Origin of the sequence: Streptomyces sp. NPDC051180 (assembly GCF_040689545.1) — a bacterium.
Taxonomy (GTDB): Bacteria; Actinomycetota; Actinomycetes; order Streptomycetales; family Streptomycetaceae; genus Streptomyces.
Map to the genome: position 1 here is coordinate 57,593 of NZ_JBFBBC010000004.1, position 15,347 is coordinate 72,939.

The following is a 15,347-nucleotide window of genomic DNA, read 5'->3' on the forward strand; positions in this document are numbered from 1 at the left end:
GGCCGTCTCCTCAGCGGGCTGTTGACGTGTGGTCGGCGAAGCCGCTGGGGTCGTGGCGGCCGAAGGAGCCGTGCTCGAAGATGCCGTAGCCGGTGTGGCCGTCGAGCGTGAAGCGGGCCGCGTGGTCGGTGACTCCGTAGGCGGCCATGGGGTGGGCCGCCGGATCGGAGAGGTCGTAGACCCGGCGGTCGGTCCAGCCTCGGCCCTGCCAGCTGCCGTGCTGCCAGTCGTCGGCGGGCGGGTAGCCGGCGCCGACGGCCAGCGGGGAGGAGGCGAGGATCTCCACGCCGATCTCCAGGGGCTTTCCGGCCGGGTCGGTGAGGTGGACGGCGGCCCGTTCGGGGTGGCGCGTGCCCGGCCGGTAGGTGATGTCGGTGCGCGGCCAGCCGAGCTGGGTGTCGCGCCGGCCGTTCCGTACGAGCAGGGCCTCGTTGAGGGTGCGGTAGCCGTCGGCGTCCTCCTGGGCGATGACCATGAGGAAGCGGTCCCGGAAGCGCATCGGGATCCACAGCCAGTGGAAGCCCTGGGGGCGGAACTCGGCGGCGCGGCCCGGTTCCTCGCCGGGCAGGGGCCGCACTCCCCAGCTGCGGTCGCGGGTGCCGGTCCACTCCCCCGCGGTGACCGTGAACTCCTCGCCGCCGGCCCTGATCGTGCCCGCGCAGTGTCCGGCCTGCACGAAGCGGCGGCCTTCGAGGGTGAGCCGGCCGCCGTGGCGCTGGGTGTGGTGGGGTTCCCAGACGGCGGGGAAGTCACCGGTCCAGGTGAGGTCGAAGGAGAGCCCCTCGGGGTCGTCGGGGTCGGCCGCGCAGTGCAGGGAGAGGCGCGCGAGGGGTTCGTCGACGGTGATGGTCAGCGGGCCGACGGACAGGTTCGTACGGTCGTCGCCGAGGGCGTCGGAGGCACGGACGGCGTGCAGCCGGTCGCCGGTGCGCAGGGTGGCGTACGCGTCGATGACACCGGTGTTCGGATAGACGCCGAGGCCGGCGATGAGCAGGGCGCGGCCCTGGTGGTCGAAGACGTGGAAGATGCACCGGTCGTAGGCGTTGCGGTCGCCGCTGACGTGGTGCTTCATCGACAGCGGGGCCTGGTGCACGGGGTATTCGTCGAGGGCGACGGGCCGGTCGTCGGCGTGCCGGCGCTCGGACATGGCTGACCTCCTGGTCGGCGGACGCGCTTCCGCGAGAAGATCTGACGGTACGTCAGCTCAAGGACGGGGGGCCAGAGCCGTGCACCGGGTACCGGGCGAACTCCCTCTCGAATCCACGCGGGGGTGACCCCCGGCCTCCGGGACGCGTTGGTTCGGGCATGACCACGCTGCACACGACGCCCAGCGGTTACGGTCGGCACCGGCAGACCGAACCGCGCCCTGAAGAATCGGTTCCTCTTACGCCGGCGAGCCCGGTGCCGGCCCCGGCCGCACCCCAGCCTCCCCCGCCCTCCCCGGCTCGGCCCCAGGCACAGGCCCCGCCCTCCCCGGCCCGGGCATCCGCCCCCGCACTCACACTCGCTCCGGCTCCCGGTCCCGGTCCCGCCGCACAGCCTGCCTTCGCGCCGGTCCCCGCGTCCGCCGCGCCCCCCACCCGTGCGTCGGCCCCTGCCCGCGTGCCGACCCCCACCGTCGTGTCGGACCAGGCCCCGGCACCGGTGGCGCCCGTCCCCGTGCCGGTCCAGGTGCCCGTCCCGGTACAGGCCCGGCCGCCGGCCCCGACGCACCCGCCCATCTACCAGGACGTGCTCTCGCTCTGGGCCAGCCACGGCCGCACCCTGCCGGGCCACCGCGACCAGGAGTGGGCGCGGCTCGCGGCCGGCCCGGTGTGGGCGGACCGCACCGTGCGCGTCAGCGGGACTCTGGTCCGACCAGGTGGCGGGCGATGACCACGCGCTGGATCTGATTGGTCCCCTCGACGATCTGCAGCATCTTCGCCTCGCGCAGATACCGCTCCGCGGGGAAGTCCGCCGTGTAGCCGTAGCCGCCGAGCACCTGCACCGCGTCCGTCGTGACCTGCATGGCGGCGTCCGTGCAGAAGAGCTTGGCCATCGCCGCCTGCCGGCCGAAGGGGCGGCCCTCGTCCCGGCACCGCGCGGCCTCCAGGTACAGCGCCCGGCCCGCCTCGACGCGGGTCGCCATGTCGGCGAGCAGGAAGCGCAGCCCCTGGAAGTCGGCGATCGGGCGGCCGAACTGGCGGCGCTCCCGCGCGTACCCGACGGCCTCGTCCAGGGCGGCCTGCCCGAGCCCCACCGCGCAGGCGGCGATGCCGAGCCGCCCCGAGTCCAGTGCGTCGAGCGCGATCGCGAACCCCTGCCCCTCCCGCCCGAGGCGCCGCGCGTCGGGGACCCGCACCCCGTCGAAGTGGAGCTGCGCGGTGGGCGAGCCCTTCATGCCCATCTTCCGCTCGGGCGGCGCGGCTCCGAGCCCCGGGGCGTCGCCCGGCACCAGGAAGGCCGTGATGCCGCGCGCCCCCGGCCCGCCGGTGCGGGCCATCACCGTGCAGAAATCGGCGATCCCGCCGTGGGTGATCCACGCCTTGGTGCCGTCGATCACCCAGTCGTCGCCGTCGCGGACGGCCCGGGTGCGCAGCGCGGCCGCGTCCGATCCGGCGGAGGGTTCGGAGAGGCAGTACGCGCCGAGGAGGCCGCCGCCCAGCATCGCGGGCAGGTGCGCGGCCCGCTGCTCGTCGGTGCCGTACCCGGCGAGCGCGTGGCAGGAGAGCGAGTGGACGCTGACGCCCAGGCCGACGGTGAGCCGGGCGGCCGCGAGCTCCTCCAGGACCTGGAGGTACACCTCGTAGGGCTGACCGCCGCCGCCGAGGCCGGGGGCGTACGGCAGGCCGAGGAGTCCCGACCGGGAGAGCAGGGCGAACAGCTCGCGGGGAAAGCGGCCGGCCGCCTCCTCCTCCGCGGCCCGCGGGGCGATCTCACGGCGGGCGATGTCACGGACGAGGGCGAGCAGCTCCCGGGCCTCGTCGGTGGGCAGCCTGCGTTCCACGCCGTCCGGTGCGTTGTCGGACATGGTCGGACGCTCCTCCCTGCCGGGCGCGAGCGGTACGCGCGCGGGGTGCCGGAATCGCGGGGAGTATGCCCGTTCCGCGCGGTGGCGTCACACCGCCGCCGGCGGACCACACGGTTGCCGGTCACCCCGTCCGCCTCACATGAGGCCGGCCCTGGTCACGAGCACCGCGAGGAGGACGACCAGCGTCCAGCCGAGGACGTGCTCCAGGATCTTCGGGCCGTCCTCACGGGGACCGCCGGTCCCGGCGCGGGTGAGGAGGCGTGCATGGGTGGTGGAGGTCATGGCGACCACCTTGCGCCACCGGGGCGGCCCGGGGGTAGAGACGTCCGTCACGTCGCCCGGGGCCGCCCCGCGCCTCAGACGACGCCGAGGTCCGCCAAGGCCCTGCGCTGCACGGGCGAGGGCCGGTCGGGCCAGTAGAGGTAGCAGACCCCTCCTGTGCCGGACACCACTTTCCCGCTCGCGTTGTACCGCTTCGTGCGGAGCCAGATGTTCCCCCACTCGTGGCGGAGGTAGACGCGGCGGACGGCGTCGTTGGTGGGGGAGGCGGGGTCGTTGGCGATGACGTCGCCGTCGGGGGTGAAGCCGATGACGGTCATCAGGTGGCCGGAGGTGCCGTAGCCGGCGCCGGTGAGTTCCTCCTTGCGGAAGGACTGGGACGTGATGACGGGGATGCCGGCCCGGACGAGGGTCTCGAGTTCGGCGAGGGAGTGGAGGCGGGTCACGACGGCGTTCATGCCGGGGTAGCCGGCGGCGTAGGCGGCGTTGAAGGGCCAGTTGCCGCAGCCCTGGTACTGGTGGTCGTAGGTGAAGCGGGCGGCGTGGCAGACCTGGGGGTCGGCGAAGGAGGGGTTCACCCAGGCCAGGTCCTCGGCCGAGGGCCGGCGGCCCCAGTACTCGACGATCATCTGCGAGGAGGTCGGGCTGCACCATGCCTCGCCGCCGTTGTCGTACTCGGGGTACTGGCCGACGTGGGTGTTCTGGGAGTAGCGGGGGACGGCCAGCTCGCGGGCGGGGCCGGGCGGGGAGTCGGGGACGGTGAAGCGGTCCGGGATGTCGGAGGCCATGGCGCCGATCCGCCACACGACGGGGGTGAGGCCGCTGCCCGGGGCGCGGTAGAGCGTGAGGCGCAGGCGGTAGGAGAGGAGCCGGAGGCCGCTCGCCGCGTCGTCGATCGCGAAGGTGTCGGTCCACACCGTGCTCTTGCCGTCGGTCTGGTCGTCGACCGAGGTGCGCCGGATGTCGTCGTCGCCGGACGCCCAGCGGCCCAGGACGTACCAGGGGGTCGCCGTCCCGTCGGTGTAGGTGCCGGACAGCTCGACCTGGAGCCAGGTGCCGGGCGGGGTGTGGGCGTTCCAGGAGGCGATGGCCTCGGTGGCGGGCACGGTCGGCGTGTGCACCGGGGAGGTCCAGGTCGCGTACTCCCAGGGGGAGGTGCGGCCGGTGTGCGGGTCCGTGTGGTCGATCCGGCCGAGCGGGGTGGCGAGGACGAGACCGGGGCGGAGGCCGGGGACCGCCCTGGTGCCGGCCACGGCGCCGCACCGCCAGTCGGTGAAGGTGGACCAGAAGCGGTTGTCGACGAGACCGGCGGGCGGGGCGTGTCCGCGGCGGCCGGCATCGGCCGCCGGGGCGGCCGCGTCGGCCGCGGCGGCCGGGGCGGTGGTCGCCGCGGCCGTTCCCGCGGCGGCCGCGAGCGCCGCCGCGAGGACGGTTCTGCGCGGGGTGGAACTGGTCATGGGCGGTGACCCCCAGTCGAGAACGGTGGGTGTACGGGCACGCTGCGCGGGCCCCACTATCGCGGGCCGCACGGGCGTCCGCCAGCACTTCGGAACGCGTCGCCGTACCAATATTGGTCTCGACCACTGGCGGCGGTACCTCCCTGACCTGCGGCGGTCCCCCGCTCCCCTACGCTGGGGCCATGAACGACCTCGACCGCGCCGCGGACGCCCTGCTCCGACTGCCGCCCTCCTGCGGGCCGGTCCGCCTGGTCGCGGTCGACGGACACGCGGGCTCGGGCAAGTCGACGCTCGCGGCCCGCCTCTCCACCGCGCTCGGCGGCGCTCCGGTGCTCCACATCGACGACCTCGCCACCCACGAGGAGCTGTTCGCGTGGACCGGCCGGCTGCGGGAGCAGGTCCTGGAGCCCCTCTCCCGCGGGGAGGCGGCCCGCTACCGGCCGTACGACTGGCGCCTGCGGCGGTTCGGTGAGCGCCGTGAGCTGCCGCCGGCCCCGGTCGTCCTCGTGGAGGGCGTCGGCGCGGGCCGCCGGGTGGTGCGGCCGTTCCTCGCGTGGCTGCTGTGGATGGAGCGGGAGGCCGAGGCGTCGTGGGCGCGCGGCCGCCACCGGGACGGTCCGGAGCAGGCTTCCTTCTGGGACGGATGGACCGTGGCGGAGACTCGCCACTTCACCGAGGACCCTTCGCGGCCGTTCGCCGACACTCTGGTACGGGAGTGTCCGGAGGGGTACGACTGGCTTCCCGGGCCTGCCGTGACAGCGGGCAAGGACCATGTCATCACCCAAGGTGACGGCTCACCGTCCGTGAAATGAGCGGCCGGAAGTCCACTTCCGCAAGTGCCTCAACTCCGCTTGACCCCAGGGGCGTACAGGTCTTACGTTCTGAATGTGCGGCTTTTCGGAGCCGCCGCGGACACGAAGCCCCCGGTTGTTCCCCCGTGATCGGGGGCTTCGTTCTGCCCCAGGAGCCCCACGAGGGCCCCTCCAGAGGCCCCCGACGGCCCTCCGCGACCCCTGACGATCACCCAGGGTCACCGCTTCCGGATCATGTGCTTCTCCTTAAGCACACACCCCCTGCGCAGGTACGATGCCCCCAGGTGCGGTCAAATCCCGTCCATGCGATGACGGTTGTGGGGGACCCGATGGACATCGGCACGCAGGGCTCACAGGCCCCGGCCGAGCTCGCCTGGCTGCGCGGAGTCGACGCCTACACGATGGGCGCCTATCCGCAGGCGGAGGACGAGTTCCGGACGGCGGTACGGATCGACCCCGGGATGGCGGACGCCTGGCTCGGGCTGCACGCGCTCCGCGTCGACACCACGACCGCGCTGCTGCGCATGTACCGCAACCGCGAGCGCTTCGGCGAGCAGCGGTCCCGGTACCGGCGCACCCTGAACTCCTGGTACTGGCTGGGCTGGTGGGTGCAGCCGGTGCTGGAGAGCCCGCGCGACCTGCTCCTCGCGCACGCCTCCCACTGGCTCGACGGCCGGCACGTCCCGGAACTCGACCGGGCCCTCGCGGGGCTGCCGCCGGTCGACACCGACCACCAGGTCCGCTTCCTGCACGCCTGCCGCGCCTATCTGGTCAAGGACTGGGACCAGCTCGTCCGGCACACCGAGACCCTCGTCGACGACCCGCTGCTCGGCATCGAGGCGGGGCTCTTCGGCGGGATGGCCCGGGTGCGCCTGGAGATGTACAGCCAGGCCGAACCCCTGCTCTCCGCCTCGCTGATGCGCTGCCGCAGCGAGCAGCCGCAGCGCAAGGAGCTGCGTTACTGGCTCGCCCGCGCCCATGAGGGGACCGGGCGCAGCGCCGCCGCCCTCCCCCTCTACCGGGCGGTGCACCGCATCGACCCGGCGTTCATGGACACGGCGGCCCGGCTCGCGGCGATCGCCGAGTACGACGGCTTCGAGGGATACGACGGCCTGGACGACGCGGCCGGGCTCGCGGCGGTCGCCCTGGGCACGCTCGGCGGGGTCGGGCCGGGCCAGGACGCCTCCGACACCGTGCCGGGCACCGAGCCCGACCCCGGTGGCCTCCTCGGCGACGGCCTGCTGCTGGCCCCCGAGCCTCTGCCCCCGGTCGCGCCGGTCGCGCCGCCGGAGACCGCACGGCACAAGGCGGCGGTACCCGGCCAGCGTTTCCCCGCCGGGCCCACCGATCCGGTCCTGCTCGCGGAAGCGCTCGCCGAGCTGGAGGGCATGGTCGGCCTCGAACCGGTGAAACGCCAGGTCAAGGCCCTTTCGGCGCAGCTGGAGATGGCGCGGCTGCGGGCCGGACAGGGGCTTCCGGTCCAGCCGCCCAAGCGGCACTTCGTCTTCTCCGGCCCCTCCGGCACCGGGAAGACCACCGTCGCCCGCATCCTCGGCCGGGTCTTCTACGCCCTCGGGCTGCTGGGCGGCGACCACCTCGTGGAGGCCCAGCGGGCCGACCTGGTCGGCGAGTTCCTCGGGCAGACGGCGGTCAAGGCCAACGAGCTGATCGACTCCGCCGTCGGCGGGGTGCTCTTCGTGGACGAGGCGTACGCGCTCTCCAACACCGGCTACAGCAAGGGCGACGCCTACGGGGACGAGGCCCTCCAGGTGCTCCTGAAACGGGCCGAGGACAACCGCGACCACCTGGTGGTGATCCTGGCCGGCTACCCCGAGGGCATGGACCGGCTGCTCAACACCAACCCGGGGCTCTCCTCCCGGTTCACCACCCGCGTCGACTTCCCCTCCTACCGGCCCCTGGAACTGACCGCCATCGGCGAGGTGCTCGCGGCGGCCGACGGCGACCGCTGGGACGACGAGGCCCTGGACGAGCTGCGCTCGATCAGCGGTCACGTGGTCGACCAGGGCTGGATCGACGAGCTGGGCAACGGCCGCTTCCTGCGCACCCTGTACGAGAAGTCCTGCGCCTACCGCGACCTGCGGCTCTCCGGGTACTCCGGCACGCTGTCCCGCGAGGACCTCGCCACCCTCCGGCTGCCCGACCTCATGCAGGCGTACGGCGAGGTCCTGTCGGGCCGCGGCCCCGCCGACCGCGGCCCTCAGCAGGAGCCTCCGGGCTACTAGCCGGTCCCCGAAGTCCCGCCTGCCCGGCGGGCAGACGGGACCGGATCACGGGGACCCGGGGGCGTCTTGTCGATCAGGCCGGGGCCGGGGCGGCATCCGGCACGGGGGCCGGCTGCACGCGGTGGGCGGGGTCGCGGACCTCGCCCACCAGCATCTCCAGGACGTCCTCCAGGGCGACCAGGCCGAGGACCCGGCCGGAGCCGTCCGCGACCTGGGCCAGATGGGTCGCGGCGCGGCGCATCACGGTGAGGGCGTCGTCGAGCGGCAGCTCGGCGCGGAGCGTCGCCATCGGCCGCCACAGCCGCTGCGGCACCGCCCGTTCCCGCTCCTCCAGGTCGAGGACGTCCTTCACGTGCACGAAGCCCATGAAGGTGTGGCGGGTCCCGGCGCGGACGGGGAAGCGGGAGTACCCGGTCCGTACGGTCAGCTCCTCGATCTCGCGCGGGGTCACGGTCGGCGGGACCGTCACCAGGGACGCGGGGGCGATGAGGACGTCCGTCACCGGACGGCTGCCCAGCTCCAGGGCGTCCTCCAGGCGCTCCTGCTCGCCCGGGTCGAGGAGTCCGGCCTGTCCGGCGTCCTCGACGAGCCGGCCGAGCTGGGCGCTGGTGAAGACCGCCTCCACCTCGTCCTTCGGCTCGACCTTGAACGCCCGCAGGACCAGTCGTGCGCAGGCGCCGAGCGCGGCCGTCACCGGCCGGCAGAGCCGGGCGAAGCCGACCAGGCCGGGGGCGAGCCAGAGCGCGGTCCGCTCGGGCGCCGCCATCGCGAGGTTCTTCGGCACCATCTCGCCGATGACGAGGTGGAGGACGACGACCGCGGCGAGGGCGATGACGTAGCCGAGCGGGTGGATGAGCGCCCCGGGCACCCCGACCGTCTGGAAGACGGGTTCGAGGAGGTGGGCGACGGTCGGCTCGGCCACGGCGCCGAGCGTCAGCGAGCAGACCGTGATGCCGAACTGGGCGGCCGCCATCATCTGCGGCAGGTTCTCCAGGCCGTGCAGGACCTGCTTGGCCCGGGCACCGCCGAGCGGCTCGATCTGGCTGCGGCGGACGGAGACGAGGGCGAACTCGGCTCCGACGAAGAAACCGTTGGCGAGCACGAGGACTCCGGCGAAGAGGAGTTGCAGGGTGTTCACCGGGCGCCCTCCGCGACCAGCGGGCCGGCGGCGGACGCCGCGGCGACCGGGACGGGGCCGGGAGCGGACTCGGGGTCCGGACCGGTCCGGACGATCCGGACGCGCTCGGCCCGGTAGCGGTCGACCTGGCGCACCGAGAGCCGCCAGCCGGGCAGCTCGGCCCGGTCCCCCGCGGCGGGGATCCGCCCGAGGAGGTCGGCGACGAGCCCGGCGACCGTCTCGTACGGCCCGTCGGGGACGTCGAGACCTATCCGGCGCAGGGTGTGGACCCGGCAGGAGCCGTCGGCCTCCCAGGCGGCGCGGCCGTCCTCGGCGGGGGCGGCGGCCAGTTCGGGGCGCCCGTCGGCGACGGTGTCGTGCTCGTCGCGGACCTCGCCGACGAGCTCTTCGACGATGTCCTCCAGGGTGACGACCCCGGCGGTGCCGCCGTACTCGTCGACGACCACGGCGATCGGCTGCTCGCGGCGCAGCCGCTCCAGGAGGGTCTGCACGGGAAGCGTCCCGGGGACCAGGAGCGGCGGGACCGCGATCCGGCCGACGGGGGTGCGCAGCCGGGCGTGCGGGGCGACCGCGAGGGCGTCCTTGAGGTGGACCATGCCGACGACCTCGTCGATGCGGTCGCGGTAGACCGGGAAGCGCGAGAGGCCGGTGGCCCGGGTGAGGTTGAGGACGTCGGCCGCGGTGGCGTCCCACTGCAGGGCGCTCACCTTCACGCGCGGGGTCATGACCTGCTCGGCGGTGAGGCCGCCGAGGGACAGGGTCCGTACGAAGAGGTCGGCGGTGTCCTGTTCGAGGGTGCCGGCCAGCGCCGAGTGCCGGGCGAGCGAGACGAGCTCGCCGGGGGTGCGGACGGAGTCCAGCTCGTCGGTGGGCTCGACGCCCAGGAGCCGTACGAGCCGGTTCGCGACCCGGTTCAGCAGCGAGATGACCGGCCGGAACAGCGCGGAGAAGCGGCGCTGCGGAGTGGCGACGAAGCGGGCCACCTGGAGCGGCCGGGAGACCGCCCAGTTCTTCGGGACGAGCTCGCCGACCACCATCTGGACGGCGGAGGCGAGCAGCATCCCGATCACCACGGCGACCCCGGAGACGGCCCCTTCGGGCATCCCGGTGGCGGTCAGCGGGCCGTGGAGCAGCCCGGCGAGCGCGGGCTCGGCGAGCATGCCGACGACGAGCGAGGTGATGGTGATGCCGAGCTGGGTGCCGGAGAGCTGGAAGGACAGCTCGCGGAGCGCGGTGACGACGGTGCGGGCGCGCCGGTCGCCGGCGGCCGCGGCCCGTTCGGCCTCGGCCCGCTCGACGGTCACGAGACCGAACTCGGCGGCCACGAAGAAGCCGTTGGCGAGGATCAGGAGGAATGCCGCGAAGAGCAGCAGAAGGGAGATGATCATGCCGCCGCCTCCTGGGAGGGGGCGGCGCAGGTACTACCGGACGATCCGTCCATTGCTGGAGGGAGTCACTCCTCGGGTCGAAGGGTGGTCTCGCGGGCCGCGGTCGCGGCCCTGCACACGCGAGACGGTGGCGCCGCTCGGCACCACCGTCTCCAGAGTAGTCACGTGAACGCCCCGAGGGGCAGGGGGTCGGCCCCGGATGGGGGACGGATCGGGGGTTCCCCCGGTCTCCCCCGGGGTCTCAGCGGGTCTCCGCGCCCGTCCCTCGGCTGTCCGCGAGGGCACGCAGGGCACGGGCGTCCCGGATGGCCGACTCCTTGGCGATGCCGGGCTGGATGCCGAGGGCGGGCAGGCTGGTGCCGTCGCTGAGGTCGAGGAAGACCCAGGGGTCGCCGGGACGGAGGTTGACCTTGAGGATCTCCGCCCAGGCGAGGCGCCGGGTCCGGGTGATGTTGACGACCGTGACGCCCTCGTCGTCGGCGACGACCTTGGGCCGGCTCAGCAGGACGAGGACCCCGGAGAGCAGCGCGGCGGTGAAGACGAAGCTGACGCGCTCCCCCGGTCCCAGCCGCTCCAGCATCAGCGCGACACCGGTGACGACCACGAACATCGCCGCGCTCATGGTCAGCAGGACCGCCCGGGTGCGCCCCGGCCGGAAGGTGACCGGGAGGGCGGGCGGCGTGGGCTGGGACATCGGGGGTTCCTCGGTACCTGGTGGGACGTGGGCCGGGCCGTCAGAGGCGGCAGGCGTGGATGGCGGTGGTGAGGATGGCGCGCGCGCCGATCTCGTACAGGTCGTCCATGATCCGCTGCGCCTCCTTGGCCGGGACCATCGCGCGGACGGCGACCCAGCCCTCGTTGTGCAGCGGGGAGACGGTCGGCGACTCCAGGCCCGGGGTGAGGGCGACGGCCTGCTCCAGGTGCTCGGCGCGGCAGTCGTAGTCCATCATCACGTACGAGCGCGCGACGAGGACGCCCTGGAGGCGGCGCAGGAACTGCTGGACCTGCGGGTGGTCGTCCGAGGCGCCGTGGCGGCGGACGACGACGGCCTCGGAGGTGAGGATCGGCTCGCCGATGACCTCCAGGCCGGCGTTGCGCAGGCTGGTGCCGGTCTCCACGACGTCCGCGATGACCTGGGCGACGCCCAGCTGGATCGCGGTCTCGACGGCGCCGTCGAGGTGGACGACGGAGGCGTCGATCCCCTGGTCGGCGAGGTGCTTGGCGACGATGCCCTCGTAGGAGGTGGCGATCGTCATGCCGCCGAAGTCCTCGGGGCCGTTCGCGGTGCCCGGGCGGGTGGCGTACCGGAAGGTGGAGCGGCCGAAGTTCAGCGGGAGGATCTCCTCGGCGCTGGCGCCGGAGTCCAGGAGCAGGTCGCGGCCGGTGATGCCGATGTCCAGCTTGCCGGACGCGACGTAGATCGCGATGTCCTTCGGCCGCAGGTAGAAGAACTCGACCTCGTTGTCGGGGTCGATGACCACCAGCTCCTTGGACTCCTTGCGCTGGCGGTAGCCGGCCTCATGGAGCATTGCCGACGCAGGTCCGGAGAGGGAACCCTTGTTGGGAACGGCGATGCGCAGCATGGGGTGAGCTTCCTTTGCCTGGGAGTTTTCGGGACGGTGGGACGGGTGTGCTCAGAGGTGGGCGTAGACGTCGTCGAGCGAGATCCCGCGGGCGACCATCATCACCTGGACGTGGTACAGCAGCTGCGAGATCTCCTCGGCGGCCGCGTCCTTGCCCTCGTACTCGGCGGCCATCCAGACCTCGGCGGCCTCCTCGACGACCTTCTTGCCGATGGCATGGACGCCCTTGTCCACCAGTTCCGCGGTGCGGGAGGTGGCCGGGTCGCCGGTCTCGGCCTTGAGCTTGAGCTCGGCGAAGAGCTCTTCGAAGGTTTTGTTCGCCATGATGGTCCTAAGAGTACGGGGTGCGAGAAGGCGGACGCGCGGCGCCTCCGACGAGGAGTGACGGCCGGGCGACGGGGTGTTCAGCGCCAGGGTTCGCTCACCGTGCGCAGCGTGGTCGCGGTGGCGACGGCGGCGGTGACGGCCTCGTGGCCCTTGTCCTCGGTGGAGCCTTCGAGGCCGGCCCGGTCGAGGGCCTGCTCCTCGGTGTCGACGGTCAGGACACCGAATCCGACGGGTACGCCGGTGTCGATCGAGACCTGGGTGAGGCCGTGGGTGACGCCCTGGCACACGTACTCGAAGTGCGGCGTTCCGCCGCGGATCACGACGCCGAGCGCCACGATGGCATCGTAGCCGCGCTCGGCGAGCACCTTCGCCACGACGGGGAGCTCGAAGCTGCCGGGGACGCGCAGCAGCGTCGGCTCGTCGATGCCCAGCTCGCTCAGGGCGCGCAGGGCGCCGTCGACGAGTCCGTCCATGATCTTCTCGTGCCACTGCGCCGCGATGACCGCGACCCGGAGGTCGCCGCAGTTCTTCACGCTGAGGACGGGTGCGCCCTTGCCGCTCATGATTCTCCTAGCCGGTCGTACGTACGTGATTACTGGTTGCCGCAGGTGGAGGCCGGGGAGCCGTCCAGCCAGGGCAGGTCGTGCCCCATCCGGTCCCGCTTGGTGCGCAGGTAGCCGAGGTTGTGCTCGCCGGCCGTGACCGGCATGGGCTCGCGGCCCTCGACGATCAGGCCGTGCCGGGTGAGGGCGTCGATCTTGTCGGGGTTGTTGGTCATCAGCCGCAGGCTGCGGACGCCGAGGTCGACGAGGATCTGCGCGCCGGCCCCGTAGTCGCGGGCGTCGGCGGGCAGTCCGAGCTCCAGGTTGGCGTCGAGGGTGTCGCGGCCGCGCTCCTGGAGCTCGTACGCGCGCAGCTTGGAGAGCAGTCCGATGCCGCGGCCCTCGTGGCCCCGGAGGTAGACGACGACGCCGCGGCCCGCCTCGGTGATCCGGTCCATGGAGGCGTGCAGCTGGGGGCCGCAGTCGCAGCGCTGCGACTGGAAGATGTCGCCGGTCAGGCACTCGGAGTGGACCCGGACCAGGACGTCCGCGCCGTCGCCGATCTCGCCGTGGACGAGGGCGACGTGCTCGACGCCGTCGACGGTGGAGCGGTAGCCGTACGCGGTGAAGTCGCCGTGCGCGGTGGGGAGCCGGACCTCGGCCTCGCGGCGGACGGTCGGCTCGGCGGAGCGGCGGTAGGCGATCAGGTCCTCGATGGAGATGATCGTCAGGCCGTGCTTGCGGGCGAAGGGGACCAGCTCGGGGAGGCGGAGCATGACGCCGTCCTCGCCGGCGATCTCGACGATCGCGCCGGCCGGGCGCAGGCCCGCGAGGCGGGCGAGGTCGACCGCGGCCTCGGTGTGGCCGTTGCGGGCGAGGACGCCGCCGGGCTTGGCCCGGAGCGGGAAGATGTGGCCGGGGCGGACGAAGTCGGAGGGCTCGTGGCCGCCGCTCGCCAGCATCCGCAGGGTGGTGGCGCGGTCGGCGGCGGAGATGCCGGTGGTGACGCCGTGCGCCGGGCCCGCGTCGACGGAGACCGTGAAGGCCGTCCGCATCGACTCGGTGTTGTGCTCGACCATCTGCGGGAGCTGGAGGCGCTCCAGCTCGTCCTCCTCCATGGGGGCGCAGATCAGGCCGCGGCACTCGCTCATCATGAAGGCGATGATCTCGGGGGTGGCCTTCTCGGCGGCGATGACGAGGTCGCCCTCGTTCTCGCGGTCCTCGTCGTCGACGACGACGACGGGGCGGCCCGCGGCGATGTCGCGGATGGCCTGCTCGACCGGGTCGAGGGCGAGGTCGCCGGCGTCCCAGGGGTGAAGCGCGCTCATGCGTGTGCTCCTTCCAGAGCGACGGACGTGCGGGTACGGAGCCACCAGTCGCGCATGCCCCAGATGACGAGGGCGAAGTAGACGACGTAGACGAGGCCGGAGAAGGCCAGGCCGCTGTTGAAGGCGAGGGGGACGCCGACGAGGTCGACGAGGAGCCAGGCGAACCAGAACTCGACGAGGCCGCGGGCCTGGGCGACCATCGCGACGAGGGTGCCGACGAAGATGTACGCGTCCGCCCACGGGCTCCAGGAGAGCGACGGGTAGAGCGTGAAGAGCCCGCCGACCGCCAGGGTGCCGACGGCCGCGCCGGCGGCGAGGAGGCCGCGCTCCTTCCAGGTGGCGAAGCGGACGGCGATGGAGCCGTCCTGGGCCTGCTGCCGGCCGCGGTTCCACTGCCACCAGCCCCAGGCGGCGACGCCGATGACCAGGAGCTGCTTGCCGACGCCGCCGCTGAGGTGGGCGGAGGCGTAGGCGCCGACGAGGATGACGCCGGAGAGCAGCTGGGCGGGCCAGGTGAGGATGGAGCGGCGCCAGCCGAGCGCCAGGGCTATGAGCCCGATCGTGTTGCCGATCATGTCGGACCACATGATGTGCTGGTCGAGGACGGTGAACGCCTCGGAGTTGAGCCAGTTCACTTCTCGTTCTCCTTGGCGTCGGCGCCGAGCAGCCGCTCGACGTACTTGGCGATGACGTCCACTTCGAGGTTGACCGGGTCGCCGGCCTGCTTGATGCCGAGCGTGGTCAGGTCGAGCGTGGTGGGGATGAGGCTGATGGTGAACCAGTCGTCGGCGACCTCGACGACGGTGAGGCTGACGCCGTCGACCGTGATGGAGCCCTTCTCGACGACGTACCGGGAGAGGTGGGCCGGCAGGCCGACCTTGACGAGCTCCCAGTGCTCGGAGGGGGTCCGGTCGAGGACGGTGCCGGTACCGTCCACGTGGCCCTGGACGATGTGACCGCCGAGGCGTCCGCCGACGGCCATGGGGCGCTCCAGGTTGACCCGGGAGCCGGTTTCGAGGGCGCCGAGGCTGGACCGCTTGAGGGTCTCGGCCATGACGTCGGCGGTGAACTCGCCGTCGCCGAACTCGACGACCGTGAGACAGACACCGTTGACGGCGATGGAGTCGCCGTGCTGGGCGCCTTCCGTGACCAGGGGGCCGCGCAGCCGGAAGCGGGAGGCGTCCTCCAGCTGCTCGACGGCGACGACCTCTCCCAGTTCTTCGACGATTCCGGTGAACAC

General features: G+C 73.2%; 16 protein-coding genes. 3 read left to right on the forward strand and 13 right to left on the reverse strand.

Features of this window, described 5'->3' with window-relative positions; all coding sequences use genetic code 11:
* Positions 1–10: 10 nt before the first annotated feature.
* The gene (locus AB0424_RS09305; RefSeq protein ID WP_366303471.1) at positions 11–1,147 is read right to left on the reverse strand and encodes a hypothetical protein; all 1,137 of its coding nucleotides are present in this window, start codon (positions 1,145–1,147) and stop codon (positions 11–13) included.
* A 455-nt stretch (positions 1,148–1,602) separates the two neighbouring features.
* Here AB0424_RS09305 and AB0424_RS09310 point away from each other — a divergent pair, with 455 nt between their 5' ends.
* Positions 1,603–1,875, forward strand: a complete 273-nt coding sequence (locus AB0424_RS09310) for a hypothetical protein (RefSeq protein WP_366303473.1) — start codon at positions 1,603–1,605, stop codon at positions 1,873–1,875.
* Here AB0424_RS09310 and AB0424_RS09315 read toward each other — a convergent pair.
* From AB0424_RS09315 to AB0424_RS09325, 3 genes are all read right to left on the reverse strand, one after another.
* Positions 1,838–3,010: an acyl-CoA dehydrogenase family protein gene (locus AB0424_RS09315; protein ID WP_366303475.1), complete on the reverse strand. Its 1,173-nt coding sequence runs from the start codon at positions 3,008–3,010 to the stop codon at positions 1,838–1,840. The two genes, AB0424_RS09310 and AB0424_RS09315, sit on opposite strands and share 38 nt — an antisense overlap.
* Positions 3,011–3,145: 135 nt before the next feature.
* Positions 3,146–3,292 carry an SCO1431 family membrane protein gene (locus tag AB0424_RS09320; RefSeq protein ID WP_366303477.1) on the reverse strand — a complete coding sequence of 49 codons (147 nt, stop codon included), beginning with the start codon at positions 3,290–3,292 and terminating at the stop codon, positions 3,146–3,148.
* Between the two features lie 74 nt (positions 3,293–3,366).
* Positions 3,367–4,746, reverse strand: coding sequence for a peptidase C39 family protein (locus tag AB0424_RS09325; protein WP_366303479.1), 1,380 nt, complete (start codon positions 4,744–4,746; stop codon positions 3,367–3,369).
* 182 nt (positions 4,747–4,928) lie between these two features.
* Between AB0424_RS09325 and AB0424_RS09330 the strand changes: the two genes are divergently transcribed.
* Both AB0424_RS09330 and AB0424_RS09335 read left to right on the forward strand, forming a co-directional pair.
* Positions 4,929–5,558 (forward strand): hypothetical protein, encoded by a 630-nt coding sequence (locus AB0424_RS09330; protein WP_366303481.1) that lies wholly within the window; start codon positions 4,929–4,931, stop codon positions 5,556–5,558.
* A 329-nt stretch (positions 5,559–5,887) separates the two neighbouring features.
* Positions 5,888–7,801: an AAA family ATPase gene (locus tag AB0424_RS09335; protein WP_366304132.1), complete on the forward strand. Its 1,914-nt coding sequence runs from the start codon at positions 5,888–5,890 to the stop codon at positions 7,799–7,801.
* Between the two features lie 73 nt (positions 7,802–7,874).
* On the opposite strand, the gene AB0424_RS09340 is transcribed toward AB0424_RS09335, so the two are convergent.
* From AB0424_RS09340 to AB0424_RS09380, 9 genes are all read right to left on the reverse strand, one after another.
* Positions 7,875–8,939: a hemolysin family protein gene (locus tag AB0424_RS09340; protein ID WP_366303483.1), complete on the reverse strand. Its 1,065-nt coding sequence runs from the start codon at positions 8,937–8,939 to the stop codon at positions 7,875–7,877.
* Positions 8,936–10,327 carry a hemolysin family protein gene (locus AB0424_RS09345; RefSeq protein WP_366303485.1) on the reverse strand — a complete coding sequence of 464 codons (1,392 nt, stop codon included), beginning with the start codon at positions 10,325–10,327 and terminating at the stop codon, positions 8,936–8,938. Before AB0424_RS09345 ends, AB0424_RS09340 begins: the two co-directional genes overlap by 4 nt.
* Before the next feature lie 241 nt (positions 10,328–10,568).
* Positions 10,569–11,021: a PH domain-containing protein gene (locus AB0424_RS09350; RefSeq protein WP_366303487.1), complete on the reverse strand. Its 453-nt coding sequence runs from the start codon at positions 11,019–11,021 to the stop codon at positions 10,569–10,571.
* 40 nt (positions 11,022–11,061) lie between these two features.
* Complete coding sequence (gene hisG, locus AB0424_RS09355; RefSeq protein WP_017242191.1) at positions 11,062–11,910, reverse strand: ATP phosphoribosyltransferase; 849 nt, start codon at positions 11,908–11,910, stop codon at positions 11,062–11,064.
* Between the two features lie 51 nt (positions 11,911–11,961).
* Positions 11,962–12,234, reverse strand: a complete 273-nt coding sequence (locus AB0424_RS09360) for a phosphoribosyl-ATP diphosphatase (RefSeq protein WP_366303489.1) — start codon at positions 12,232–12,234, stop codon at positions 11,962–11,964.
* 80 nt (positions 12,235–12,314) lie between these two features.
* Positions 12,315–12,800, reverse strand: coding sequence for a 6,7-dimethyl-8-ribityllumazine synthase (gene ribH / locus AB0424_RS09365; RefSeq protein WP_366303491.1), 486 nt, complete (start codon positions 12,798–12,800; stop codon positions 12,315–12,317).
* Positions 12,801–12,829: 29 nt separating this feature from the next.
* Complete coding sequence (locus AB0424_RS09370) at positions 12,830–14,107, reverse strand: bifunctional 3,4-dihydroxy-2-butanone-4-phosphate synthase/GTP cyclohydrolase II (RefSeq protein WP_366303494.1); 1,278 nt, start codon at positions 14,105–14,107, stop codon at positions 12,830–12,832.
* Positions 14,104–14,694: a nicotinamide mononucleotide transporter family protein gene (locus AB0424_RS09375; protein WP_366304134.1), complete on the reverse strand. Its 591-nt coding sequence runs from the start codon at positions 14,692–14,694 to the stop codon at positions 14,104–14,106. The genes AB0424_RS09370 and AB0424_RS09375 overlap by 4 nt, the downstream gene beginning before the upstream one ends.
* 44 nt (positions 14,695–14,738) lie before the next feature.
* On the reverse strand, positions 14,739–15,347 hold the full coding sequence (locus AB0424_RS09380) for a riboflavin synthase (protein WP_366303495.1): 609 nt from the start codon (positions 15,345–15,347) through the stop codon (positions 14,739–14,741).